At 61.4% G+C, this 25,079-nt stretch carries 26 protein-coding genes and 1 tRNA gene; 11 read left to right on the top strand and 16 right to left on the bottom strand.

Going from position 1 to position 25,079, the window contains the following annotated elements:
• The first annotated feature begins 4 nt into the window (after positions 1-4).
• From AAC850_RS10850 to AAC850_RS10840, 3 genes are all read left to right on the top strand, one after another.
• Positions 5-2,203, top strand: coding sequence for an RNA degradosome polyphosphate kinase (locus AAC850_RS10850; protein ID WP_340588770.1), 2,199 nt, complete (start codon positions 5-7; stop codon positions 2,201-2,203).
• Between the two features lie 5 nt (positions 2,204-2,208).
• Positions 2,209-3,708, top strand: coding sequence for a Ppx/GppA phosphatase family protein (locus tag AAC850_RS10845; RefSeq protein ID WP_340588769.1), 1,500 nt, complete (start codon positions 2,209-2,211; stop codon positions 3,706-3,708).
• Positions 3,709-3,810: 102 nt separating this feature from the next.
• Entirely contained in the window at positions 3,811-4,134 is a 324-nt protein-coding gene (locus AAC850_RS10840) for a TraR/DksA family transcriptional regulator (protein WP_340588768.1), read from the top strand.
• 12 nt (positions 4,135-4,146) lie between these two features.
• Here AAC850_RS10840 and AAC850_RS10835 read toward each other — a convergent pair whose 3' ends face one another.
• From AAC850_RS10835 to AAC850_RS10825, 3 genes are read right to left on the bottom strand one after another with little or no spacing between them, the layout of a single operon-like run.
• Positions 4,147-6,132, bottom strand: a complete 1,986-nt coding sequence (locus AAC850_RS10835; protein ID WP_340588767.1) for a TonB-dependent receptor plug domain-containing protein — start codon at positions 6,130-6,132, stop codon at positions 4,147-4,149.
• A 59-nt stretch (positions 6,133-6,191) separates the two neighbouring features.
• Positions 6,192-6,806, bottom strand: coding sequence for a GyrI-like domain-containing protein (locus AAC850_RS10830; protein WP_340588766.1), 615 nt, complete (start codon positions 6,804-6,806; stop codon positions 6,192-6,194).
• 10 nt (positions 6,807-6,816) lie between these two features.
• Positions 6,817-7,707, bottom strand: coding sequence for a hypothetical protein (locus tag AAC850_RS10825; RefSeq protein WP_340588765.1), 891 nt, complete (start codon positions 7,705-7,707; stop codon positions 6,817-6,819).
• 126 nt (positions 7,708-7,833) lie between these two features.
• On the opposite strand from AAC850_RS10825, the gene folD reads away from it, so the two are divergent.
• The 3 genes from folD to AAC850_RS10810 are packed head-to-tail and all read left to right on the top strand — an operon-like array spanning position 7,834 to position 11,098.
• Positions 7,834-8,772: a bifunctional methylenetetrahydrofolate dehydrogenase/methenyltetrahydrofolate cyclohydrolase FolD gene (gene folD / locus AAC850_RS10820; RefSeq protein WP_340588764.1), complete on the top strand. Its 939-nt coding sequence runs from the start codon at positions 7,834-7,836 to the stop codon at positions 8,770-8,772.
• Between the two features lie 12 nt (positions 8,773-8,784).
• On the top strand, positions 8,785-10,323 hold the full coding sequence (locus AAC850_RS10815; RefSeq protein ID WP_340588763.1) for a flavin-containing monooxygenase: 1,539 nt from the start codon (positions 8,785-8,787) through the stop codon (positions 10,321-10,323).
• Positions 10,324-10,333: 10 nt separating this feature from the next.
• Positions 10,334-11,098, top strand: a complete 765-nt coding sequence (locus tag AAC850_RS10810; RefSeq protein WP_340588762.1) for a competence/damage-inducible protein A — start codon at positions 10,334-10,336, stop codon at positions 11,096-11,098.
• A 41-nt stretch (positions 11,099-11,139) separates the two neighbouring features.
• Here the strand turns inward: AAC850_RS10810 and AAC850_RS10805 are convergent, their stop codons facing one another.
• From AAC850_RS10805 to rplK, 3 genes are all read right to left on the bottom strand, one after another.
• Positions 11,140-11,547 (bottom strand): MAPEG family protein, encoded by a 408-nt coding sequence (locus AAC850_RS10805; RefSeq protein WP_340588761.1) that lies wholly within the window; start codon positions 11,545-11,547, stop codon positions 11,140-11,142.
• Positions 11,548-11,772: 225 nt separating this feature from the next.
• The gene (gene rplA, locus AAC850_RS10800) at positions 11,773-12,465 is read right to left on the bottom strand and encodes a 50S ribosomal protein L1 (RefSeq protein WP_340588760.1); all 693 of its coding nucleotides are present in this window, start codon (positions 12,463-12,465) and stop codon (positions 11,773-11,775) included.
• A gap of 4 nt (positions 12,466-12,469) precedes the next feature.
• The gene (rplK, locus tag AAC850_RS10795; RefSeq protein ID WP_340588759.1) at positions 12,470-12,901 is read right to left on the bottom strand and encodes a 50S ribosomal protein L11; all 432 of its coding nucleotides are present in this window, start codon (positions 12,899-12,901) and stop codon (positions 12,470-12,472) included.
• Positions 12,902-13,273: 372 nt separating this feature from the next.
• Here rplK and AAC850_RS10790 point away from each other — a divergent pair, with 372 nt between their 5' ends.
• A complete protein-coding gene (locus AAC850_RS10790; protein WP_340588758.1) occupies positions 13,274-14,065 on the top strand; it encodes a CPBP family intramembrane glutamic endopeptidase in 792 nt (263 codons plus the stop codon).
• Positions 14,066-14,271: 206 nt separating this feature from the next.
• A complete protein-coding gene (locus tag AAC850_RS10785; RefSeq protein ID WP_340588757.1) occupies positions 14,272-15,681 on the top strand; it encodes an HWE histidine kinase domain-containing protein in 1,410 nt (469 codons plus the stop codon).
• Positions 15,682-15,702: 21 nt separating this feature from the next.
• On the opposite strand, the gene nusG is transcribed toward AAC850_RS10785, so the two are convergent.
• Entirely contained in the window at positions 15,703-16,242 is a 540-nt protein-coding gene (nusG, locus tag AAC850_RS10780; protein ID WP_340588756.1) for a transcription termination/antitermination protein NusG, read from the bottom strand.
• A 66-nt stretch (positions 16,243-16,308) separates the two neighbouring features.
• Entirely contained in the window at positions 16,309-16,533 is a 225-nt protein-coding gene (secE, locus tag AAC850_RS10775; protein ID WP_340588755.1) for a preprotein translocase subunit SecE, read from the bottom strand.
• Positions 16,534-16,809: 276 nt separating this feature from the next.
• On the opposite strand from secE, the gene AAC850_RS10770 reads away from it, so the two are divergent.
• Entirely contained in the window at positions 16,810-18,345 is a 1,536-nt protein-coding gene (locus AAC850_RS10770; RefSeq protein ID WP_340588754.1) for an alanine/glycine:cation symporter family protein, read from the top strand.
• A 94-nt stretch (positions 18,346-18,439) separates the two neighbouring features.
• Here the strand turns inward: AAC850_RS10770 and AAC850_RS10765 are convergent, their stop codons facing one another.
• The 3 genes from AAC850_RS10765 to AAC850_RS10755 all read right to left on the bottom strand — a co-directional run bounded on the left by AAC850_RS10765 (position 18,440) and on the right by AAC850_RS10755 (position 20,048).
• Entirely contained in the window at positions 18,440-18,586 is a 147-nt protein-coding gene (locus AAC850_RS10765) for a hypothetical protein (RefSeq protein WP_340588753.1), read from the bottom strand.
• Positions 18,587-18,625: 39 nt separating this feature from the next.
• Complete coding sequence (locus AAC850_RS10760; RefSeq protein WP_340588752.1) at positions 18,626-19,813, bottom strand: glycosyltransferase family 87 protein; 1,188 nt, start codon at positions 19,811-19,813, stop codon at positions 18,626-18,628.
• 159 nt (positions 19,814-19,972) lie between these two features.
• Positions 19,973-20,048 (bottom strand) — tRNA-Trp (locus AAC850_RS10755).
• Positions 20,049-20,125: 77 nt separating this feature from the next.
• Between AAC850_RS10755 and aat the strand changes: the two genes are divergently transcribed.
• Positions 20,126-20,821 (top strand): leucyl/phenylalanyl-tRNA--protein transferase, encoded by a 696-nt coding sequence (gene aat, locus AAC850_RS10750; protein WP_340588751.1) that lies wholly within the window; start codon positions 20,126-20,128, stop codon positions 20,819-20,821.
• Here aat and AAC850_RS10745 read toward each other — a convergent pair.
• From AAC850_RS10745 to AAC850_RS10730, 4 genes are read right to left on the bottom strand one after another with little or no spacing between them, the layout of a single operon-like run.
• Positions 20,758-21,267, bottom strand: coding sequence for a DUF2155 domain-containing protein (locus AAC850_RS10745; RefSeq protein ID WP_340588750.1), 510 nt, complete (start codon positions 21,265-21,267; stop codon positions 20,758-20,760). The two genes, aat and AAC850_RS10745, sit on opposite strands and share 64 nt — an antisense overlap.
• Positions 21,264-21,662 carry an NADH:ubiquinone oxidoreductase subunit NDUFA12 gene (locus tag AAC850_RS10740; protein ID WP_340588749.1) on the bottom strand — a complete coding sequence of 133 codons (399 nt, stop codon included), beginning with the start codon at positions 21,660-21,662 and terminating at the stop codon, positions 21,264-21,266. The genes AAC850_RS10745 and AAC850_RS10740 overlap by 4 nt, the downstream gene beginning before the upstream one ends.
• A 51-nt stretch (positions 21,663-21,713) precedes the next feature.
• Positions 21,714-22,217 carry a DUF192 domain-containing protein gene (locus AAC850_RS10735; RefSeq protein ID WP_340588748.1) on the bottom strand — a complete coding sequence of 168 codons (504 nt, stop codon included), beginning with the start codon at positions 22,215-22,217 and terminating at the stop codon, positions 21,714-21,716.
• On the bottom strand, positions 22,201-22,803 hold the full coding sequence (locus AAC850_RS10730) for a regulatory protein RecX (protein ID WP_340588747.1): 603 nt from the start codon (positions 22,801-22,803) through the stop codon (positions 22,201-22,203). The genes AAC850_RS10735 and AAC850_RS10730 overlap by 17 nt, the downstream gene beginning before the upstream one ends.
• A 130-nt stretch (positions 22,804-22,933) precedes the next feature.
• Here AAC850_RS10730 and AAC850_RS10725 point away from each other — a divergent pair, with 130 nt between their 5' ends.
• On the top strand, positions 22,934-24,661 hold the full coding sequence (locus tag AAC850_RS10725; protein WP_340588746.1) for a fatty acyl-AMP ligase: 1,728 nt from the start codon (positions 22,934-22,936) through the stop codon (positions 24,659-24,661).
• A gap of 7 nt (positions 24,662-24,668) precedes the next feature.
• Here AAC850_RS10725 and AAC850_RS10720 read toward each other — a convergent pair whose 3' ends face one another.
• A complete protein-coding gene (locus AAC850_RS10720) occupies positions 24,669-25,064 on the bottom strand; it encodes an MAPEG family protein (RefSeq protein ID WP_340588956.1) in 396 nt (131 codons plus the stop codon).
• Positions 25,065-25,079: the final 15 nt, after the last annotated feature.

The raw sequence follows: 25,079 nt of genomic DNA, 5'->3' as shown, positions 1-25,079 counted from the left end.
AGACATGGCCAGCAATCCCGACCCCGCCGCACTCCAAGCTGCGAACGACGGTTCAGGAGCGGACGCGCTTTCTGCCGAGGAACGCTATTTCAACCGCGAATTGTCATGGCTCGCCTTCAACGACCGAGTGTTGGAAGAGGCCAACAACACCGCCTACCCGCTGCTCGAACGGCTGCGCTTCCTGTCGATTTCGGGCAGCAATCTCGATGAATTCATGATGATCCGCGTCGCCGGCCTGGCCGGGCAGGTGCGCAGCGACATTACCGAAACCAGCATAGATGGCCGCACGCCGCGCCAGCAGATCGCCGCAGTGACCGCGCGCGTGCGCGAGTTGGAGGCGAAGCAGCAGGAAGCGCTTGCCCGGCTCCATCCATTGCTCGAGGAGGAAGGCATCCACCTCGCAGGCGAAGACCGGATCGGAGACGAAGCGGAAGCGTGGCTGCGGCAATATTTCATCGCTCACATCATGCCGGTGATCACGCCGCAGGCGCTCGATCCGGCGCATCCCTTCCCCTTCGTCGCTAATGGCGGGATTGGCGCGCTGTTCAATCTTGCCCGCACGCGCGATGGCAGCCAACTCATTGAAATGGTCCTGATCCCCGGCGCACTGCCGCGGTTCGTGCGCATCCCTTCTGAAGTGACCGGCGATGACGCAATCTATGTCGCAATCGAGCGGCTGGTGTGTCGCTATGGCAAGCTGATCTTCCCCGGCTTCACCGTGCAGGGGGACGGCGTTTTCCGTGTGCTGCGCGACAGCGATATCGAGATCGAGGAAGAGGCCGAAGACCTCGTCCGCCTGTTCCGCAGCGCCATCCAGCGGCGGCGGCGCGGGCAGGTCATCATGCTCGAGATCGACGAAAGCTTCGACCCGGAAGCCGAGGAATTGCTGCGCGACAAGCTGGGGCTGAGCCAGGCGCTGGTCACCACGACCGATGGAATGCTCGGCATATCAGGGTTGGACGAAGTGGTGAGCGAAGACCGGCCCGACCTCAAGTTCACGCCTTACCATCCCCGCTATCCGGAGCGGGTGCTCGAACATGATGGCGATGCCTTTGCGGCGATCGGCGGCAAGGACATCATCATCCACCACCCCTACGAAAGTTTCGAAGTGGTGGTCGATTTCCTGCGACAGGCAGCGGCAGACCCGAAAGTCGTCTCGATCAAGCAGGCGCTTTATCGTGCAGGCAACCAGCCCACGGTCATCAACGCCCTGATCGAAGCCGCCGAGTCGGGCAAATCGGTGACTGCCGTGGTCGAGCTGAAGGCGCGCTTCGACGAGGAACAGAACCTCAAATGGGCGGGCGAGCTGGAACGGGCCGGGGTGCAAGTCATCTACGGCTTCATCGACATGAAAACCCACGCCAAGATCAGCATGGTCGTGCGCGAGGAGGATGGCGGCTTTCGCACCTACTGCCATTTCGGCACCGGCAATTATCACCCGGTCACCGCCAAGGTTTACACCGACCTGAGTTATTTCACCGCCGATCCGGCACTGGGCCGCGATGCTGCCAAGCTTTTCAATTTCGTGACCGGTTATGTCGAGCCGCAGGAAATGGAGCATCTCGCGATCAGCCCGCTCTCGCTGTATGACCGGATCATCTCCGATATCGATCACGAGATTGCGCTGGCGCGGGAGGGCAAGCCTGCCACGATCTGGGCGAAGATGAATTCGATCACCGAAAAGGGCATTATCGACAAGCTCTATGAGGCAAGCCAGGCGGGCGTCGAAATCATGCTGGTTGTGCGCGGCATCTGCTGCCTGCGGCCCGGCGTTCCCGGCCTGTCGGACAACATCACCGTCAAATCGATTATCGGCCGTTTCCTTGAACACAGCCGGATTTACGCCTTCGGCAATGGCGAGGCGATGCCGAACGACAAGGCCAAGGTCTATATCTCCAGCGCCGACCTGATGGAGCGTAATCTGCATCGCCGCGTGGAAACGCTGGTGCCGATCACCAACAGGACCGTCCACGACCAGGTGCTCGACCAGGTGCTGCTCGCCAACCTGATCGATGTGCAGCAAAGCTGGCTGCTCGATGGAGAAACGGGGGATTACGAGCGCGTCGGCGGGGATAGCTCCCTTGAGCGCCACGGTTTCAACTGCCACGAATACTTCATGACCAATCCATCGCTCAGCGGGCGCGGCGAAGCGCTCAAGGATAGCGGCGTGCCCAAGCTCACCTTGCGCAAGCCAACACCGTGACGATCATGCCATCGCCGCGACCTGCGAAGCGGAGCAGCCTGAAGATCGAAGAGCCTGATCGGGCGGTCATCGATATCGGATCGAACACGGTGCGGCTGGTGGTCTATTCGGGCCCGCAACGCGCCCCCAATGTCTGGCTCAACGAAAAGGTCACCGCACGGCTGGGCCGCGATCTTGCTGCAACCGGCGAAATTCCGCCCGAAGCCGAGAAGCTGGCACTCGATGGTCTGGTCCGCTTTGCCGCGATAATCGACGATCTTGGTGTACGCGATGTCGCCACCGTAGCCACCGCTGCCGCGCGTGATGCAGGAAACGGCGCGGAATTCATCGATAAGGTACGCGACCTCGGGCTGGACCCGCGCGTGCTCAGCGGCGAGGAGGAAGCGCGGATTTCGGCCTTCGGCGTCATCGGCGCGTTTCCCGGCGCCAGGGGTATCGTCGCCGATCTCGGCGGCGGCAGTCTGGAACTGGTCGCGATCGAGGATGCGGGATGCCATGACGGTGTCAGCCTTCCCCTCGGCACGTTGCGCTTGCCCGCGCTGCGCGACAACGGAGCGAACGGGTTTCCTAAGGCAGTAAAGCAGGAACTTGCCAAGGCCGCCTGGGCGAAGAAGCAGAGCGGTCCATTGTACCTCGTCGGGGGCACATGGCGCGCACTGGCAAGCTTCGCCATGCACAAGGCGAAGTACCCGCTCACCGATCCGCAGGCCTATTGTCTCACACCGGAGCAGGCCGAGAAAGTTGCCCGCAAGCTCGAGAAAGCAGACCCGGACAAGCTTTCCTCGATCTCGGGCATCACGACCAGTCGCGCGGCGGGCCTGCCCGATGCCGCCGCCATGCTGCGCGTGATGCTGCAACAATTTGCGCCGGACTCGCTGGTAATCTCGGCCTGGGGCATTCGCGAGGGGCTGCTTTTCGATCGGCTGAAGGACATTGCGCGCGATCAGGACCCGCTGCTGACCGCCGTCACCCATTTCGCCACGCCGCGCGGCGCAGACATCACCAACGCCACGCTGACAGCAGCTTGGACTGCAGACGCGGTGGAAGGGCGCAACCGGGGGAGCGAGCGAATTCGTCTCGCGGCCATAATGCTGATCCAGGCTGCCGCCCGTATCGAACCCAACATGCGGTTGAAGCATGCAACCGACTGGGCGCTCGAAAAGCGCTGGGTCGGGCTTGATCACACGGGGCGGGCAATGATGGCGCAGGCCCTGCGCGCCAGTTGCGGACAGCCGAAAGTGGTCGAAAACCTTCTTCAACTGGCCAGTGAAGAGCAATTGCACCGCGCCTCTGCATGGGGACTTGCAGCCAGACTGTGCCGCAAACTCGGTGCTGGAACCCGGATTTCGCTATCGGGCAGCGCGCTGCGCAGGGAACGCGAGACGCTTGTATTGCGCATAGACGAAAGCCGATCCTACCTGATGGCCGACACGGTCGAAACCGAACTCGCCAATCTCGCCGGATGGCAGGGATTGAAGTACGAAACCGTCTTTGCCGACAGGTGATTGTAGAAGTGGTTGCGGGTTTGTCCTGCATCAAACACTGCCGGACTGATCGCTGCTAGAATTAATTGGAAGGAAAATTCACCGAACGGGAAAGGCAAGGCGATGGACGATACCGCACCCTACAAGGCAACTCTCGAAAAGAGCCTGACCGAGCTTGAAGCGCGCCTGAAACGCATCGAGCGCGATCTGGACGAACCGCACGATCCTGATTCGAGCGAACGAGCGGTGCAGATGGAAGATGACGACAGCCTGGAAGGGCAGGCCCTCCTCGTCACCCGCGAAATCGCCTCGACCAAGCGCGCGCTCGACCGCATTGCAGCCGGCGAATATGGTTACTGCGTGCAATGCGGCGGAGAAATCTCGGACGGACGCCTCGATGCACGGCCCGAGGCAGCGCTTTGCATCGACTGTGCCAAGAAGATGTAAGGTTCGACAGGCTCAGAACCCGTAACGCAGCCCGATCCAGAAAGTCTGCGGCACGCCAAGGTCCATCGTGCCTCCACGATTGAGCGTGACGATTTCCTCGTCGAGCAGGTTTTCCACGCGCCCCACGACAGAGAGACCTTCCAACAGCGGATACTGCGCAAACAGGTCCACCGTCGTGGCGGCAGGCAGGATATCGGTTTCACGGTCGTCCTCGAACTGCTCGCCGACATGGCGCAGGGTCGCGGCGAACAGCGCGCCTTCGGATGGACGCCAACTCATGGTCAGGCTGGCGGCCAGTTCGGGAGTCTGCGCGGGTCGCAAGCCGTCGAGCGGTTCGGCGAAATCACTGCCGCGCACTTCGGCATCGGTCAGGGCGAGCGATCCAAGCACGCTGAACGTACCTGCCTCATAGCGCGCCGATGCCTCGATGCCGCGTGCCTCGATCGCATCGAGATTGCGGCGCTGGTTCAGATTGGTCCCGATCGTGACATTGGCGACCGCGTTTTCGACCTTGTTGTCGAATGCCGTAAGCGACAGTTTCGCACCCGGCACCGGCAACCAGTCGAGGCCCACTTCGTATCCCTCAAGCCGCTCCAGCTCCAGTTCGGCATTGGCGAGAAAGGTGACGGGGAATATCTGGAACGGGCGGTAAAGCTCGTTCAGCGTTGGCTGGCGCAGTCCGGTATAGGCCGCCGCCCGCAGGCGCAGCACGTCGCTCGCTTCGAACAACGCGCCCGCTCGCCACGAGAAATACCAGTCGGCGCGATCGGCAAATTCGGTCCGCCCGGCGGCAACGGTCTCGAAATAGCCGTCGCTTATGGTCGAACGATCGACCCGCACACCGCCTGTGAGCAGCAGGTCCCCAAGCTGCACATCGTCTTCAGCGAAAAACCCCAGCATGGTGTTGACACCGCCAGCAAAACGCGGACCCGAAAAGGCGTTCACCTCTTCCAGATTTCCGTCAGAGCGGCGGTAATCCACGCCGAGGCGCACGGTATGCAATTCGCCGACGGGGGGACGCACTTCGATCTTGCCTCCCAACCCGGTGGAGGGCGTATCGCGTTGGTCGAGCACCGGATTGAAGCTGTTGGAAGATATGACAATATTTGTGAAATTGCGCCACTGTGCATAGCCCAGCACATCGACCTGCCACGGGCCGCGACTGACGATCCGCGCGCTCAAATCCTGCCCTTCGTTGGTGCTGTCCTGCCCATCGAAACGCAGCGTCCGCGCATCGTCATAGGCGAGTGCGCGCAATTGCAGTTCCAGCGCATCACCAAGCGGCTGCACCAGCCGGCCGCTCACCGACCAGCTGTCGAACCGCGCCCTTGCGCTGGCGGGCACGCGCTGGTCCTTGGGCGCGGTGAAGAACCCCTGCCCCCTGTCCCAGCGTCCGCTTACCACCGCGTAGCCTTCGCCAACTTCGGGCGCGACTGTCGCGGACAACTGCGTTTCGCCGCGATCATTGACCAGCGCCTGACCAGAGAACAGCCCCAACGTCGCTGCATCGGCGCTGTCGAGCGCAATCGTGCCAGCCAGTGCGCCAGCGCCAAACGGTCCGGTCCCGCCGCCGCGCGTTACGCGGATACTCCCCAGTCGCTCCGGCGCGACTGCATTGAACGGGACGTAGCCGAAGAACGGATCGGTCAGAGGGACGCCGTCGAGTGTTACCAATGCCCGCGTGGTCGCATTCCCGCCGAGCGCCCGCAAAGTCACACCCTGCGATGTCGGATTGGAAGAACGGCTGTCCGCACGGCGAAACTGCTGGAAGCCCGCGACGTTCAGCAGCACGTCGTCGAGCCGTCCAGATCCGGTCGCATTGATCTGCTCCCTGTCGATCTCGACAGTCGAGTAGGCCGGTGCTGCGGGCGTATCGGGCAGGCCTTCGCCCAGAACGATGATCGCCTCCTGCTCCTCAATATCCACCTCATCCTGTGCATGGGCTGGCAAGGCGGTGGCGAGACAGGCAGAGGCAAACAGAAGCGATTTCAATTTCATTCGCTACCCCTGAAGCCCTGCAGTAACGAAGGCAAGCGCACCTTTGGGCCAGCACAGCTTTAAGGAATGCGCGCAACCGGTTGGCGCAGGATGGTACGCAATTTTTCCGGTGGCGTCCGGCGCGGGTCGCTCAGGTAAATCTCGTGATGGTGCCCATTGAAGGCGTAAGGGCCCTGCGGGATCAATTCGTTGTGGAGTTGCCGCAACACTGGTGCTTCATCGGCGAAGGCGCCGTGATGAAGCTTGGAGAGGCACAAGCCTTCTTCAAGTGAGGCGAAACGCACTCGCGACAGGTCATGTTGGGGCTTCTTCGCGCGCGCTTTCTCAACATGCGACGGTTCGACCCAATCGGGCAGCATGAGCATCAGTGTCCATTTCCATTCGCCACGCCGCCCCTGTTCGATGAAGGCGCTCATATCGTCCGCCCACCACAATCCTTCGAGCGGCGGGACGACATAATCACAACCCAATGTCTGCTTGCTGAGAAACTTGGTGGCATAAGCGAGCGGATAGAGCGCCTGGAGTGCGGCCTGGTATTCGGGCGAATCCCCCGGCGATCCTTGCCCATCAACCATCAAATAATTGAACGCGCGAAACTCTTGCTCGGCGAAATCATTCTTGGCGGCGGTGAAATAGGCTTTTTCGGCCTTCTTGAGATCAACTTTAGCGCCCATGGCCAAACCTTCAGTCAGCCGAACCGCACGCATTGAGATAAATCCGCTCGCCAAGCATTGTCACGCGCGCGATATCGCCGTTGTCCATGCGGTATTCGCGGATATCCAGTCCGCTCCCGATTGCTTCGTAGTCGTCGCCCCACAGGGCATCGAGTTCCTCGGCATCGGGCAGCGCGTCCGGATCGAGGTCGGTGCAAGCGCGCGCAATGGTGGTTACTGGCTCATCAGCTTCAGACGCGTCGTCCTGCTCGCGCTTCGGCGCCGCGCCGGGCGCTGGCGCCAGATCGTCTAAGCCATCGAGAAAATCGTCGTCGATACGCGACTGTGGGGCAGGCTCCTGCGGGGCAGGCGCTTCTTCGGCAACTTCGACCTCTTCGACCACTTGTCGCAAGGCGGGTTCATCTGCCGGATCGTAGTCGGCTTCCACCACTGCATTGTCACGGTCGTAGATGCGGTTGTCCTCGAAGGGACCAAGCGGGGTACCCCTGACAACGCGCACCAGCGGAAACGGGGCGAGATCGGTGCCGGTATAGGTCAGTTCGGCCTGGTTGGTGCCGGTGGCGCGAAAGTGCAGGACATCGGTCGAGCCTTCCTCGCTCGTCGGCGCAAAGCGCAGTTCCAGCGCATCTTCGTGCATCGTATAATCAACAGTCCTGACGACTTCCGATCCGCGAAAATGCGAAAACACCACGCCGTTGCCGCGAAAACGCTCCGGTCGCAGCCACGCACCGCGCCAATTGCCACGATCATTGCGTTCGAGCAGGAAGACAAACACCGATGCGTCATCGATCTGCAACGCCCATGTGCCTTGCAGGGGGTGCGCGTCGTCCGGCTCCTGCGCGGCAGCAGGTGTCCAGATTGCCATCAAGGCGACGAAAAACAGCAGCAGGTTCCTGATCATGCGTGCAACCTGCCGCACCAGGCCTGCACTAGGCAAGCAAAAGGGCGCGAGCGGGGTGGGAATGCGGCGCGAGCGTGCCTATAGCCACGGGCAGCAAGTACTGAAGCGCGACAGGATTCTCGCATAATGGCGGATATTATCGACGGCCGCGCCATCGCGCGCGAACTGGACAAGAAGACCAAGGCTGAAGTCGAAGCACTGGTGGCGGAAGGCCATCCGGCGCCGGGGCTGACCGTTATCCTCGTGGGCGACGATCCGGCGAGCGAGGTCTATGTCCGCCGCAAGATGGCCGCCTGCGAAGCTGTCGGCATCAGGTCGAGCGAGCATCGTCTGCCTGCCAGCACGTCGCAGAACGCGCTGCTCACGCTCATCGCCCGACTAAATGCCGATCCCGAAGTGCACGGTATCCTGTGCCAGGTTCCATTGCCCGACCACATCGATGCGCGGCAGGTACTCCGCTCGATCGCGCCCGAAAAGGATGTCGACGGCTTCCACCCGGTCAATGTCGGACGCCTGTCCACGGGCACCGGCGGCATCGTTCCCTGCACGCCTTTGGGCATCATGAAGCTGATCGGCACGGTGATCGACGATCTGACCGGCGTGAACGTGGTGGTGATCGGCAAGTCCAACATCGTCGGCAAGCCGGTGGCAAACCTGCTGCTCGATGCCGAGGCGACTGTCACGGTCACCCATATCTATACCGAAGGGCTGGCCGAAATCTGTCGCCAGGCAGATGTGATCGTTGCCGCTGCTGGCGCTCCGCGACTGGTGCGCGGTCATTGGGTAAAGGATGGCGCGGTTCTGATCGACGTCGGGATCACGCGGACGAAGGATGAGGACGGCAAGACGAAACTGGTCGGCGATATCGCGTTCGACGAAGTGCAGCACGCCAAGGCTGTCACTCCGGTGCCGGGCGGAGTGGGGCCGATGACCATCGCCTGCTTGCTGTCCAACACCGTGCAGGCTGCCCGCGCTGCGCTCAATGCCAACACTGATGTCAGTAACGACTATGCCGATGCGCCTGCACGGTCTATGTTCACCGCTTCCGGTTCGACTCCCAACTAGGTGTCCAAGAGAATGAATGTGCAGACAAGCCAGCCTGAAACCGACGTCCTGATCATTGGCGCGGGCCTGTCCGGCATATCGATGGCGGGGCATATGGAGATGCTGTGTCCGGACCGCAGCTACACGATCCTCGACCGGCGGGACCAGCTTGGCGGGACGTGGGACCTGTTCCGCTATCCCGGCGTGCGTTCGGATAGCGACATGCACACGCTCGGCTTCATCTTCGAACCGTGGAAGCACGATGATGCGATTGCCGATGGCCCGGCGATCCTCGAATATCTTAACCGCGTGGTCGATGAACGCGGCATTCGCCCCAACATGCGCTTCGGCCACGAAGTGCTGAGCGCTGACTGGGACAGCGCCGCAGCGTGCTGGACGGTGACCTCGCGCACCAAGGACGGTGGGACGAGCGTGATCACCGCACGCTGGCTCTATTTCGGCAGCGGCTATTACGATTACGACAATCCGCACGATGCGCAGATTCCCGGGCTCGATGCCTTTGGCGGGCAGGTAGTTCATCCGCAATTCTGGCCGGACGATCTCGATTATGCGGGCAAGAAGGTTGTCATCATCGGATCGGGCGCGACCGCGATCACGCTGGTTCCGGCGATGGCCGAAGATGCCGAGAGCGTCACCATGCTGCAGCGTACACCCACCTGGATGGGCAAGGGGCCGCGCCAGGACAAATGGGATCACCGCTTCCGTCGCTGGTTTTCGCCGAAAGTCGCGTATTGGCTAACACGCCGCAAGAACATTCTGTTTCGCGCCTATATCTTCGCCCTGTCGCGCCGCAATCCGCAGAAACTGGCCGATACGCTGCGCAGCATGGCGCGCACGTCGCTGGGCGATCTTTACGACCCCAAGCATTTCGAGCCGCCGTACAATCCGTGGGAGCAGCGCCTTTGCCTCGTCCCCGATGGCGACCTTTACAAGGCAATGCGCGAGGGCAAGGCGCACATCGTTACCGACCATATCGAAGGGTTCGATGCTGACGGGGTGAAACTGAAATCGGGCGATCACTTGCCCGCCGATGTCGTTGTGACCGCTACCGGGCTGCGCCTGACGCTCGCTGGGAAGGTCAAGGTGACCAGCGACGGCGAGCCGGTCGATTTCACCGACCATTATTTCTACCGCGGCACGATGTTCTCCAATCTGCCGAATCTCAGCTTCGTATTCGGCTACCTCAACGCCAGCTGGACGCTGCGAGCCGACAGCAATGCGCGCTACGCATGCGACGTGCTCAACGACATGGCCAAGGCGGGCGCGAATGTTGCGGTCGCAGAACTCGCGCCGGAGGATGAGCCAGAAACGGTCGAGCCGTGGGACTATTCCTCCGGCTATCTCCAGCGCGCCAAGCACCTGATGCCCAAGGTCGGGCCGGAGCGGCCATGGTCGCTCAAGCACGATTATCTCGCCGATGTCCGCGATTTTCGCCAGCGCCCGGTGCGCGACGGCGTGCTGCGTTTCTACGCCGTGAACCCCGCCGAGAATGCGCGAACCGGCGATCGGGACGCGGATGAGGCGGATCATCAGGCCATTGCTGCCGAATGAGACTGCGGCGATGAGCAATACGGACAAGGTCTGGACCGCGGCACTCGTCATCATCGGTGACGAGATCCTGTCGGGACGCACGCAGGATAAGAACATCGCCCAGATCGCGCGCTGGCTGCAGGTGCAGGGTATCCGGCTGGGCGAGGTTCGCGTGGTATCGGACGACATGGATGCCATTATCGCGGCAGTGAACGCGCTGCGCAGCGAACATGACTATCTCTTCACGACCGGCGGCATTGGCCCCACGCACGATGATATTACCGTTGATGCCGTGTCCGCGGCGCTTGGTGTGGACGTCGTCGTCCATCCCGAAGCACGCGCTATCCTGGCCGATTATTACGCTGACAAGCCGGGCGGCCTGACCGAGGCGCGGCTGCGCATGGCGCGTGTGCCCGAAGGTGCCGATCTCATCCCCAACCGTATGTCCGGCGCGCCCGGTATCCGTCACGGCAATGTTTTCCTGATGGCGGGCGTACCCCACATCACCGCGCAGATGCTCGACGCATTGACCGGAACGCTCGAGGGCGGCGCTCCGCTTCTCAGCGAAACGGTCGGCTGCTGGACCGCTGAAAGCGAGGTGGCGGACATTTTGCGCCAGATCGAGAAAGCGCATGAAGACTGCCAGATCGGCAGCTATCCCTTCTTTCGCGAAGGCCGCATCGGTGCCAATTTCGTGATCCGGTCCACAAGCGAGGAAGTCCTGCAAAGCGCAGTCGACACCTTGTGCGAGGCATTGGGCGAAGAGGGATATGACTTCACGCCCGGGGGTATCTGACACGCTCGCTTGGAGCCGTCAGCAGCTTTCCGGGTAAGGCGTCAGGTGTGACCCAGAAGGGCAATCGCCAATATTGCCTGACAGACTACCCCTCCGGCGAAGGCCAGGGTCCGCAGATAGGGCAGCCCAGCAATGTAAACCGCTGCGTGGATCACGCGCAGAACGAAATAAGCGGCTGCAGCCGCCGCAGTCGTCGCACTGCCTGCACCCAGGGCGTGCACAATCAAAACTAGCGGCGCGAATATGACAAGATTTTCCACCGCATTGGCATGCGCCTTTTTCGCCCGCGTGCTCCATTGCGCACTGGGCTCGACACCATTCACTTCGGTAACTGCAGCGATTGGTCCAATCTTGCTGATGATTTGGGTGATATAGACGAGCCACAAGAGTCCGGTCAGGATGATTGTGAGCGTGAGCCAGAAAAGTTCTGGATTGGTCGTGGGTGTCAATGGATGTCCTTTCGGTCGCCTCTTGAATCGTGCACCGACCGAAGAATATACGATTTCGCTCCCAAGCGTAACCGAGAGGACTAGCGCGTCGGCGATCGCAGGCTAAGCAGCTGCTTCCAATAGGAATAAAAACAAAGAAGGCCGGAGAATTGCTTCCCCGGCCCCTTCGGTTGTTTCGGTGATGCAGGACAGCGCCTGTTTCGGCGCTACCGCTTCGCGCTGATATTACGCGCCCTCGATTTCCGTGAGGTCGACCTTGAGGCCCGGACCCATCGTGCTGGTCAAAGCGACCTTCTTCACGAACTTGCCCTTGGCACCGGTCGGCTTGGCCTTGACGATTGCGTCGGTCAGCGCCTTGAAGTTGGCCTTCAGGTCAGCATCCTTGAACGACAGCTTGCCGATGCCGGAGTGGATGATGCCCTGCTTTTCCACGCGGAATTCGACTTGGCCGCCCTTGGCGTCCTTCACGGCCTGTTCCACGTTGGGAGTGACAGTGCCCAGCTTCGGGTTCGGCATCAGGCCCTTGGGACCAAGCACCTTACCGAGACGGCCGACAACACCCATCATGTCCGGCGTGGCGATCACGCGGTCATAATCGAGATTGCCGTTCTGCATGTCTTCCATCAGGTCTTCGGCACCGACCTTGTCGGCACCGGCGGCAGTTGCCTTTTCGGCGTTATCGCCGCGTGCGAAGACAGCAACCTTCACGTCCTTGCCGGTGCCCGAAGGCAGCGACACCATGCCGCGGACCATCTGGTCAGCGTGGCGCGGATCGACGCCGAGGTTCATCGCGACTTCGACAGTCTCGTCGAACTTGGCCTTGTGCTCACGCAGCACGGTGATGGCTTCGTCAACAGTGTACAGCTTCTCGTTATCGAGCTGCGCAACTGCCTTCTGCTTCTTTGTCAGTTTTGCCATGGAATCAGCCCTCCACCACTTCGATGCCCATCGAGCGGGCGGAACCGGCGATGATCTTGGTCGCCTGGTCGATGTCGTTCGCGTTGAGATCCTTCATCTTGGTCTCGGCGATTTCGGCAAGCTGGCTTGTCTTGATCGAGCCGATGATATCCTTGCCCGGTTCTTTCGAGCCGGATTTGATCTTCATCGCCTTCTTGATCAGGAAGCTGGCAGGCGGGGTCTTGGTTTCGAAAGTGAAGCTGCGATCGGCATAGACCGTGATCTTGGTCGGAATCGGAGCGTTCTTTTCCATGTCCTGCGTTGCGGCGTTGAAAGCCTTGCAGAATTCCATGATGTTCACGCCGCGTTGGCCCAGTGCCGGGCCGATCGGGGGTGACGGGTTGGCGGCGCCCGCAGGCACCTGAAGGTTGATATAACCTTCGATCTTCTTGGCCATGATGGCCTCCTTTTCTCACTGTTGCCCGCCGAACTAACGGCAAGCTCATGTTAAGCGGTCCAGCGGAGGACTTGCGCCCTCCTCCCGCACGGATTCCCGAAACTGTCGCTTGGGAAGCGCGCAGATAGGCGCAAACAGGCGAAATAGCAAGCGAGCGGGAGTGGGTCCTCGATACCGACAAACTTGAAAGTGTGCCTGTCGACATATCCATCTATAAACAGGTGATAATCTTTCGGATTTGTGGAGGAATTGCCTCGCTCGTGGCGGGCTCATACTGCCAGAACCACCGTGTTGGAAAGCGCGGCGCGCTGTCTTGCTTTCGCCGGTACCTATGCGCACAAGGCATGACAGGGACGCGCGCAGGGGAATTCCATGACAAGCATAATTGGGCATGAGGCCGTGCCTCCGTCGCTGGAGCACAAGGCGCGCATCGGGTGGTGGCTGTTCCTTGCCCAGTTCATCACCGTCGTGGTGGTCTATCTCACCGGCAGCCTCCTGCCCGTCCTGCCAGGCATTATCGAGCAGGTGATGTCGGGCGAGACCGGCGAGCCCGAGTTCGGCTCCGCCCTTGTTGCGTCCACCGTCATGCTCAGCATGGCGCTCTCGCTGCTGGTGTGCTGGCTGTGGCTGCGCCGCGAAGGCCGCGTGGCCGAAGCATGGAACCTGACCGCGCCCGAAGACTGGCGGCGCACCTTGATGCTTGCGGCAGTCGCAACAGTGGGCACCATCGCCATCTTCATCGGTGGAGGGGCGCTGGTGGAAGCGATCGGACTGCCCGCGCCCGACGCCAGCTTCGTGCTCGACCTCGTGACCGAGAGCCCGCTGCTGTTTGCGCTGTGGATAGTGGGCGTGGCGATTCTTGCCGCCGGTGTCGGTGAAGAATTGCTGTGGCGCGGGTTCCTGATGGACCGGCTGGAGCGGCTTGGCGGATTGCGCGGTAAGATCTGGCTTGTGCTGGTCGTCCAGGCAGTGCTGTTCGGGCTGCCACACGCCTATCAGGGCGTCGGCGGCATGATCGTGACCGGATCGGTCGGCCTGCTGCTTGGCTGGGTCCGCATCTTGCAACGCGGCAATCTGTGGGCGGTCATCATCGCCCATGCCAGCGTGGACGTGATCATGATGAGCCTCGCCTACGCCGACAAGCTCGGCTGGTTCGGGGTTTGATCGCGCTGGCTGAGGCACGCGAGGACACCGATCTGAACGCGCAAAATTGCTTTGCCTCGTCATATTGTTCAGCCTAGCATTTCGAATCGCCCGCTACATGTCCCGTCAGTCGCTGCGGGGCAAGTCGGCCTGCAGGGAGTACGTCGCTGGAACATCAAATTAAATTTGATCGGGACGCTTTGTCGACTGCCTTTGTCCATGATCTCGTGGCATCGACCTCGAAAGTCGTGGGCGATGCTTTCTTCACGGAGATGGCTCGCTTTCTGGCCCAGTCATTCGGAATTCGCTGGGTATTTGTCAGCAGCCTCGATCCGCAGGATTCCAGCCGTGCACTTACCGTCTCGGTTTGGGATGGCGAGCCGCGCGACAATTTGAGCTACGAGCTCAAGGGCTCGCCGTGTGAAAACATCCTGTCGCAGGGTTCGTGCCAGTTCCCATCTGATATTCAGGCCAAGTTCCCGCAGGATCGCCTGCTGGTCGACATGGGGGCGCATTCCTATGTCGGAACGCCTTTACGGAATTCGTCCGGTGATGTGATCGGGCTGATCGCTGTCCTCGATGACAAGCCGATCGCCGACTGCGTGGAGATCGGCGCTGCGATCGATCTTCTGGCCGGGCGAGCCGGCGCAGAGCTGGACCGCTTGTTGACCGTCTCGGCAAATGAGCGCCTCGGGCGGATCGTCGAAGCCTCGGTCAGCGAGGCCTTTGTCTTTTCAGGCGAGAATTTCCGCTTCGAACTGGTTAATCGCGGTGCGCGCACGAATCTCGGCTACACACTCCAGGAACTCAAGGTGCTCACGCCGTGGGACCTGAAGCCCGAATACACCGAAGAACAGTTTCGCGATTTCGTCATCCCTCTCCAGCGCGGCGAAGTTCCCGAGCTTTCGTTCGAGACTGTCCATCAGCGCAAGGACGGCACGCATTACGATGTCGAAGTGTGCCTGCAGTTCTTCAAGGCGCCGGACAATGCCTTTTTCGCATCGATCAACGACATAACTGCGCGCAAGCAGGCCGAGGAACGGGAGAAGCTGCTGGTGCGCGAAGTCAATCATCGCGCCAAGAATCTGCTCAGCCTCGTACAGGTCATCGCCCGCCAGACGGCATCTCGCGATCCGAAACACTTCGTAAAGACACTCGAACAGCGAATTTCTGCGCTAGCTGCGACCCAAAACATTCTTGTCGACCGGTTCTGGCGCAAGATACCGATGGACGATCTGGTGCGCTCGCACCTCGCGCATTTCGAGGACCTGCTGGGTTCGCGCATCAAGCTTGCAGGCGATGCAGTGGCGGTCAGCGCCGAAGCAGCGCAGGTGCTGGGTATGGCGCTGCACGAGCTGGCGACCAATGCCGCAAAATACGGTGCGCTTTCGGAAGAAGGCGGAACGGTGCACATCGGCTGGTCGGCAACGGGTGAAGACGGTGACGCCAAATTCGTGCTCGAATGGCGCGAAAGCGACGGGCCCGCAGTTCACGAGCCGGCGGAAACCGGCTTTGGTACAATCGTGCTTGATCGTCAGCCGCGTTCGGCGCTGCAAGCCGATGTCACGCTCGACTACGCCAAAACGGGATTGTGCTATCGCCTTGAGGCGCCCGCCGAACGCGTGCTCGACAAATGATCGCGGCGCGAATGCGCGCCTTTACTTGACCAGTTCGACCTGATCGAAATCCAGTTCCACCGGGGTTGCGCGGCCGAAGATCGACACGCTGACCTTGACCTTCGCCTTGTCGAAATCGAGTTCCTCGACTTCGCCGTTGAAGCTGGCAAACGGGCCTTCGAGCACCTTGACCTGGTCGCCGATTTCGTAATCGACGTGGATGTCCTTCTTGGGTGCGGACTTGGCTTCTTCGACACCGCCGAAATAGCGCGCGGCCTCTTTCTCGGAAATCGCCTGCGGCTTGTTGCCTGCGCCGAGGAAGCCGGTGACCTTGGGCGTGTTCTTTACGAGGTGGTACACGTCATCGGTCATGTTGAGCTTGGCCAGCACGTAGCCGGGCATGAACTTGCGTTCGACCTGAACCTTCTTGCCGCGCTTGATCTCGGTCACGGTTTCGGTCGGCACTTCGACCTCTTCGACACCTTCGGACAGGCCAAGGCGTTCGGCTTCGGAAAGGATCGCGTCGCGTACCTTGTTCTCGAAACCGGAATATGCGTGGATGATGTACCAGCGGGCAGCCATTGTCGTCCCTTTTCCCTCAAAAATCCGTCAGTCCCGGGCTTGGCCGGGCAACGTTGAACCAGCGTGTCAGATCAGCTCGAGCAGCTTGCGCACGACCCAGCCGAACAGCGAATCGACGGCCAGGAAGAACAGCGACAGGATCACCACCATGATGCCCACGAAAATCGCGGTGCGTGCGGTTTCGGGCCATGTCGGCCAGACAACCTTGGACGTTTCCGACCGCACCTGGCGAACGAATTCGCCCGGGCTGGTCTTCTTCTTGGCTGGTGCGTTTGTCGTTTCTTCGGCCATTGCCTATTCGCTCGCCTGAATAATTTCACTCGCCTTCCGGGTAGGTCTCCGCGCCGCCCCGGACGATGTCCGGGAGGGGCTGGCAGATTTCCAATGTCGGAAGACGAGGGGCTATTTAGGGCCGGGCTTGTCGCTTGGCAAGACCAAGTGGCAGCATTTGGCGCGCGATCACACATCCAAGAAACGGTTACAAAAGCAACAAGGGGGCTTTGCAGCACGGCAAAGGGCCTTTAGCACCCCTGTCTTCGGGAGAAAATCAAAGCGAGGGGTCACCACGTGGCAGCACAAGACGGATCGATAAGCCTGGTCGACAGGGTCACCAATGTCTCGGACTTTATCTGGGGCGGCACCTGGAACGGGGAGGCGCTTGGCTGGCTCTCGATCGGAGGGCAGCCAATCCCGCCGATGACGCTGGTCCTGCTGGGCATCGGCATGTGGATCATGATCGGCCTGCGCTTCTACCCCATCATCAAGCTGGGCAGCGCGTTCAAGGGTCTGTTTGCCGGTCGCAAGAGCGCTGGCTCGGGCGAGATTTCGCCGTTCGCAGCACTTTCCACCGCGCTTTCCGGACAGGTTGGCACGGGTAACCTCGCCGGTGTCGCAACCGCGATTGCGCTGGGCGGACCCGGTGCAATCTTCTGGATGTGGATCACCGCGCTGGTCGGCATGGCGCTGGCCTTTGCCGAAGGCTCGCTGGCGATTCGCTATCGTGAGAAAACTTCGGACGGCGTCTATCGCGGCGGTCCGATGACCTACATCATGATGGGCCTCGGCAAGAAATGGACCTGGCTCGCCATCGTCTTCTGCCTCGGCACGCTGTTCTCCGCGCTGGTGACTGGCAATTCGATCCAGGCCAACGCAATTGCTGACGGCATGAACGAGTTGTTCGGCGTCGAGGAATGGATCGGCGGACTTGTTACCGCGATCCTCGTTTTCATCGTCATCATCGGCGGTATCAAGTCGATCGGTAGCGTGGCGGAAAAGATCATCCCTTTCATGGCCGCCGCCTACATCATCATGGCCGTCATCGCGCTTATCCTGAACTTCGGCGACCTGCCGGCAACCTTTGCGCTTATCTTCGACGGAGCGTTCAACCCGCAAGCGGCGACCGGCGGCTTTGCCGGTGCCGCGATCATGTTGGCGATCCGCGCCGGTGTGGCGCGCGGGCTGTTCTCTAACGAGGCAGGACAGGGATCCACCCCAATCGCGCACGCCGTGGCGCAAACCAACGATCCTGAACAACAGGGCCGCATGGCGATGCTCGGCACCTTCATCGATACCATCGTGATCTGCACCATGACGGCGCTGGTCATGCTGACCGTGCAGGGCGACTTCACTGCTGGCGGCGAAACCGTGCAACACGCGTGGAATTCGGACCTCGAAGGCTTCGCCATGACCAGCGGTGCCTTTGCCGCCGCCTTCCCGTTCGAGATCATCGGTGTCCCGCTCGGCACGCTGATTGCCTCGATCGCGCTGATCCTGTTCGTGTTCACCACCCTGCTGACGTGGAGCTATTACGGCGAGCGGGCGATCACCTTCATCTACGACCGCGTACCGGGCTCCACCCGCGCGGGCGAGAAGGTGCTGCACATGATCTGGCGCGTACTGTGGTGCGTGGTGATTTACATGGGCTCGACGCTGGACCTTACGCTGGTCTGGCGCATGGGCGATATCTCCAACGCGGCGATGGCGCTGCCTAACCTGTTGGCGCTCGCACTGCTGTCGGGCGTGGTGTTCAAACTGGCAAAAGGCCAGAAGGATGCCGGCGAAACGCATACTGCCGACACGCCGGAGGAGCCTGAGGAATATTAATCCTGACGGCTTTCGAGGCGCGGTGCCCGGACTTGTGACCGGGTACCGCGCTCTCGCTACGATCAGCTAATCCAGTAATTTGTCTGATTGGCGCCTAGAAGCGGCCCAACAGCCTGTCGAGAAAGCTAGGCTCTTCCATCGGCAGGATCTTGCCGTGGGTCATCCTGCGAAGGCTGGCATCGGAATAAGGCTTGGGAGTGTTCCACCCGTCTGGGCGGCCGCTCCGGAAGATCTTGGACATGATCGGCTCCCTATATTTTCCCGCCCTGCATGATACAATTCATGGGGAGGAAACGGGTTCCCCAGCCTGCTTCCGCAGTGAGCCACCGCGAGTCCAGATAAGCCTGACAAGCACGAGCGATGCGATCGGCATCAGGTTCACGCCCAGTTCGAGCGCAGCAGCGCGCGTGGCGTAGGGAGCGAAATACAGCAGGACGAGGCCCAGCCTCTCGTAGGAGCGGAATCCGTGACGCAGCCCTTCGCTCACCAGCCACAGCAGCGGCAGGATCAGGAACGGCAGGTCGTAATTAAACAGATATGGCGATGCGAGCGCGGTAGCGGCCAGCACCAGCGCCCCGCTCGCCAGCGCGTCTTGCCCCATCCGCCGCCAAGCCATGAAGGAAATCGCCATCATTGCAAACGCAATCGCGACATTGATCGCCAGCGCCAGCCCTGCCGGCATGAACAGGCGAAACTGGCTGTAAGGCGTGGCCATGCGCAGGTAGAACTCGCGGTCCTCGCTCGCCATGATCAGACGGCTTGCCTCCCAGCTTGAAGTGTAGGCGATCATAGTATCGATCCCGAACACCGCCCATGATGCAAGCAACAGGCCTGCCGCAGAGGCACCGGCGGCAAGGAAAGCGCGCCACTTGCCCGCTCCTGCCAGCCAGAACGGCACAAGCAGCGCCAGATGCGGCTTGATGACCAGCGCGCCGAGCAGCAGACCGGCCGAAGCGGGCCGCTTGTCCAGCAACACGGCCCCGCCCACCAGCAGGGCACCCGTCAGCAGCCCGGTTTGCGCATGGCCTGCGGCCAGCAATGCTCCGGGAAACACCAGCACCAGCACCCACAGGCGCGGGAAGGTGCGGATACTTGCCCAGGCCCAGACGGCGAACGTCACCAGCACCCAAGCGATCCAGGCAATGGGAAACGGTAATACGCCGAAGGGAGCTACCGCGAAAAGGAAGGGCGGCAGGTTGACGAAAGCGAACCAGCCCTCGCTCCCCGTGCCGGTCTGCACCCGCTCCTGCACCATGAGATCGTATGCCGCCGCCGGATCGCCTGTCGCCGCGACGTGGCCGGCGCCCCAGAAGGCGAGAAAATCGGTACCGTCGCTGCCCATCGCCTTGAGGTAGGAATTGACCAGCAGCGCAATGCTGGCGATGCCCACGATGACCGCATATCCGCGCACGCGGCCCGCATCGAGCCAATCGGCAGTGCGAATACTCTCGAGGATCGAAGCGCTCATAAGCTGCGTGTTAGCGGAATATCGTAAATGGGGAATTTGTTTGTTTGGGATCAATCGGCGGCCGACAAAGGCCGACTGGCCGCCCGCAGCGGGGCGGCTTGCCTGCCCGCCTAGCGAGGACGCGCGCGCGGATGCGCGTGCACGAAACAAAAGAAAATCTGGCAGGGGCGATAGGATTCGAACCTACGACCCTCGGTTTTGGAGACCGATGCTCTACCAACTGAGCTACACCCCTGCAGGGAGGTGCGCCTCTATAACGCGTGCGCCGCGATGGCAAGCGACGACATGCGTGCATCGTGCTAATATGGCGTAATGCACGCGCCTTCGCCCAAGCTGATACCTCCCGAAGTCCTGTTGCTCGCCTATCGCAGCGGGGTTTTCCCGATGGCCGATTCGCGCGAGGACGAGGAGGTGTTCTGGGTCGAGCCACGCAACCGTGCGATCCTTCCACTCGATGGATTCCGCTGTTCGCGTTCGCTCGCAAAAGTGATCAGGTCCGATCGCTTCGAAGTGCGGCTGGATGGCGATTTCTCTGCCGTGATCGATGCCTGTGCACAGCCGCGGCGCGACCATCCCGAAAGCTGGATCAGCGAAGTCATTGCCGCAAGCTATCGCAATTTGCACCGTCACGGCCACGCGCATTCGGTGGAATGCTGGCAGGATGGCGCCCTAGTCGGCGGACTTTACGGAGTCGCCTTCGACCGGGTGTTTTGCGGTGAAAGCATGTTTGCCCGCGCCGACAATTCCAGCAAGGTGGCGCTCGCCTGGCTGGTGGCGCTCATGCGGCGTGCCGGGTTTGTCCTGCTCGATTGCCAGTTCATGACTGAGCACCTTGCATCACTGGGCGCGGTGGAGATTCCACGCGATCGTTATCAGGAACTGCTGGCAAAGGCTGCCGAATACCCCCCGCACATGTCGCTGCCAGAGGCGTTGGCGCGGCTACATCAGGATTCGGCTTCTTCCTCACCGGGGAAGCTCATCGTGCAGTCTTTCACCCAGACATCGTAAATCGGGTGTTCGACCACGTTGAGGCTGGGCGATTCCTTGAACAGCCAGCCGGAAAATACGCTGTACCATTGCGCGTCCGAATCGGCGCTGCGGCGTTCATTGACGAATACCTGCACGAAAGCGCCAGCCTGCTGGATTTCTTCCCACGGAGCGGACCGCTCGCAAGCTGACAGGCGCACGATCACATTGCCCAAACGGCGCGATTCGCCGGGGCGCATTTCGATATCGCGGGTTTCGTTATTGCGCTTGTTGACGAGGCCGACGGTAGCAATGCGCTCTTCCATCGGCGTACCGATACCTTCGATAACGACCGCGGGCGGCGCGGATTCGCCTTGCAATTCCTGCGGGATTTCAGTCGCTTCGGGTTCGGGATCGGGTGCGTCCCCGCTACAAGCTGCCAGCGCCAGAGCAGCCAGCGCGGCCACAGCGGCGCGAAGCGCGCTCACGCGTCCGGCGTCCACGCTTCGTAATCGCCGCGTGCTGCAGCGCGCTTGCCGCCGCGTTCCAGAGCGCCTGCGGGCAGGTAGCGGTCATCGGTGCCCGTCGCGTTGGGCGTGTAATCGACTTCCCAGATCTTGGCAGGTGGGAGATAGCTTTCGGGCAGATCGTCAAACGATCCGTGCAGCCAGCCATGCCATTCGGGCGGGACGCGGCTTGCATCATTGGCACCCGAATAAATCACCCAGCGCCGCTCACGCTGGCCGTCCTTCGCCTTTTTGGTGCGGAAATATTTGTTGCCCTGCGCATCGGTGCCGACATGCTCGCCATTGCGCGAAGACCAAAGCGAAGTGCCGATGGTGGCACCGTCCCACCAGGTGAAAATCTTGCCGAGAAAGCTCATGGATGCGCCATTAGCGGGATTGCGGGCGAAGGCCAAGCATTTGGTCCGCCCTTACCAGTCGATCCTGTCACCCGGCTCGATACCGAGTTCTGCAGAGCGTCCGCCGATCAGTTCGAGCACGGCGATGGCATCGCGATCCGAATAGACGCTTTCCTCGCTATAGGGGACGCCGTCGGCGATATTGATGACGGTGCGGTTCTCGTCGATGAAGATGATGTCGAGCGGCAGGACGGTATTGCGCATCCAGAAACCGAGCTGTTGCGGCTCGTCATAAGGGAAGATCATTCCTTCATTCGGGCCCATTTCGGTGCGGAACATCATGCCGCGCTGCTTTTCCTCGAAAGTCGCCGCGACTTCGGTCTGGATGACATGTGTGCCGCTATCGGTGGTAACCGTGACCGGGATGATCTCGAGCCCGGCGGCGGAGACATTGGCGTCGGCCGCAGCCGCTGTCGGTTCGGGTACTTGTTCGGCGGCCTGCGGCGAACACGCGGCCATCGGCAGCGCCAGCAGCAGGGCGAGCGCCCGCAAGGCCGGCTTAGGCAAAATCATCATCATTCAATTCCTCTGGCCAATCTTCTGCTTCGGCGACCCATTCATGCGCCTGGGCTTCGTCCGAAGCATCGACAAGCGCGCGGGCATGATCGAACGTGTGGCCTGCGCGAAGCATGGCTGCAATCTGTTTTTCGCGTTTGTCCGGCGCGAGGGGTTCCTGTCCGAAAGGCCCGAAGCGGCGCTTGCTGGCAAGATGCAATGCCGCTCGGCGCTTTACAGCCTCGCCAGGTTGCACCGTTTCGTGCACGCCTTCTGCGATTCCCGCTTGCCCCAGGGCCTGCCGCACACGGTTGCCGCCATAGCCGCGTCGCAGCAGGTCGGCAGACCGGGCCCGCGCATAGGCTTCGTCGTCGACATAGCGCTTTTCGACAAATCGTTCGACCAGCGCCGGGATATCGGGCGCATTTTCCGGATCTTCGCTGTCCCAGCCGCGCTCGCGCAATTTGCGCGCCAGATAACGCTCCAGCTTGGCCGCACTTGTGGCAAAACGGGTGACATAGGCCAGCGCCAGCTCTTCCAGCACAGGTGCGGAAAGCGGCTTGGGCGCCCTTTTTCTGCGGCGAGAGGCTTGTCGATTGCGCTCCATTGGCCTTATTCGTGCCACACTTCCCTTCAAATGGGAAAGCTTGCAGCGGTGTCGGCCATGTCTGACACCGTTTTTTTGAATTTGGGAAGCGCCACCAGAGCGCGTAGCATCGAAGGTTCAGCATCACGGTATGACCGAACTTACCCCCACACCCAATGATTGCCCCCTGCCAAGGCGGCGATCCGATTTCGCCACGTTCAACGAAGCCATCGACTACGCAGCGCGTAGCGAGAAGGGCCTCAATTTCTACGATCCGCGCGGCAACCTCGAACGCGTCTATACCTATACGCAGTTGCGCGAGGATGCGCTGAAGCAGGCGCGGCGCCTCGCCGGACTGGGTATCGGCAAGGATGACCGGGTGGCGTTGATCGCCGAAACCAGCCCCGAATTCACCGCCATGTTCTGCGCCTGCGTTTACGCTGGCGCCTGGCCCGTGCCGCTACCACTGCCGACCACCTTCGGCGGCAAGGACAGCTATATCGAACAGTTGGGCGTGCAGCTTTCCAGCAGCGACCCCGCCTTGCTCGTCTACCCCGCCGAAATCGGTGAAATGGCGTCCGAAGCGGCCCGCAAGCAGGGCTGCAAGGGAATGGACTGGGAAGAATTCACCGCGCTCGACGCGCCTGAAGCGGACCTGCCCGAAGCCGATCCCGAAAATATTTGCTATTTGCAATATTCGAGCGGCTCGACCCGCTTCCCCACCGGCGTCGCGGTCACGCATCGTGCGCTGCTGCACAATCTTTATGGCCACGCCACGTCGATGCACATTGGCGAAGGCGACCGCGGCGTCAGCTGGCTGCCCTTCTATCACGACATGGGTCTGGTCGGCTGTTTCCTGTCGATGGTCGGCAACCAGGTGAGCGCGGATTATCTCAAGACCGAACATTTCGCTCGCCGTCCGCTGGCCTGGCTCGATCTGATCAGCCGCAACCCCGGCAATTCGCTGAGCTACTCGCCAACCTTCGGCTACGACATCTGCGCGCGTCGCATTTCCAGCCAGAGCCATGTCGCCGACCGTTTCGACCTGTCGCGCTGGCGGCTTGCGGGTAATGGCGCGGACATGATCCGGCCCGACGTGATGCAGCAATTCGTCAACGCCTTTGCCGATGCCGGCTTCAAGGCGAGCGCCTTTACCCCGTCATACGGCCTCGCCGAGGCGACGCTGGCGGTCACCGTGATGCCGCCAGGAGAAGGTATCCGTGTCGAACTGGTGGAAGAGGAGCGCCTCTCGGGCACGCTGCGCGATCTGTCGCGCCCTGCCCGCTACCGCGCCATCGTCAATTGCGGCAAGCCGCTGCCCGACATGGAAGTCGAAATCCGCGGCGAGGACGACAATGCCAAAGGCGATCACCACATCGGCAAGGTCTGGTGCCGTGGCCCCAGTGTCATGCACTCCTATTTCCGCGACGAGGCCGCCACCGAAGATTGCCTTGTCGACGATTGGCTCGACACGGGCGACATGGGCTACATGGCCGATGGCTATCTGTTCATCGTGGGCCGCGCGAAGGACATGATCATCATCAACGGCAAGAACCACTGGCCCCAGGATATCGAATGGGCGGTGGAGCAATTGCCCGGCTTCAATCACGGCGACATTGCCGCCTTCTCGGTCGAAACCGAAACCGGCGAGGAAGCGCCCGCTGTGCTGGTGCATTGCCGCGTCTCCGACCCCGAAGAACGGCTGCGGCTGCGCGACCAGATTTCCGACAAGGTCCGCGCGGTTACGGGCATGAGCTGCGTGGTCGAACTTGTGCCGCCGCGTACCCTGCCGCGCACAAGTTCGGGCAAGTTGAGCCGCGCGAAGGCGAAGAAGCTCTACCTGTCAGGCGAAATCGCACCGCTCGAACTGGCGGCCTAGCGGGCGATCAGGCCAGCAAAAGCACGCCCAGCACGTATACCAGCGCAGCCAGTCCCGCGCCCCATACCAGCGTGCGCAGCTTGGGTACTCCGGCCCAGTAGAGCGGCAAGTAGATCACTCTTGCGCCAAGCCAGATCCACGCGGCGAGAGCCGTGAGCGCAGTCGTCTTGTCTGCCAGCACAACGCCACCGAGCGCGATGATCGCCAGCGGAAGCGTTTCAAGGAAATTGCCGCGCGCACGGTCAAGCCGGCCGGCGATATCGTTCAGCGGCGGCAAGTCCTCGTCGCGCGCACCCATGTTCCAGTCCGCGCCATATTGCTTGGTCTTGTAATGCGTTGCGGTAAAAATGTGGACCAGCATAAGAATGCCGGAAAGTCCCAGAACCGCAAGTTCGGCGGGCAAGCCTGCAATCATCGT

The sequence above is a fragment of the Erythrobacter alti genome (assembly GCF_037996805.1).
Lineage (GTDB): Bacteria > Pseudomonadota > Alphaproteobacteria > Sphingomonadales > Sphingomonadaceae > Alteraurantiacibacter > Alteraurantiacibacter alti.
This window is presented reverse-complemented; position numbering and strand designations above follow the sequence as displayed.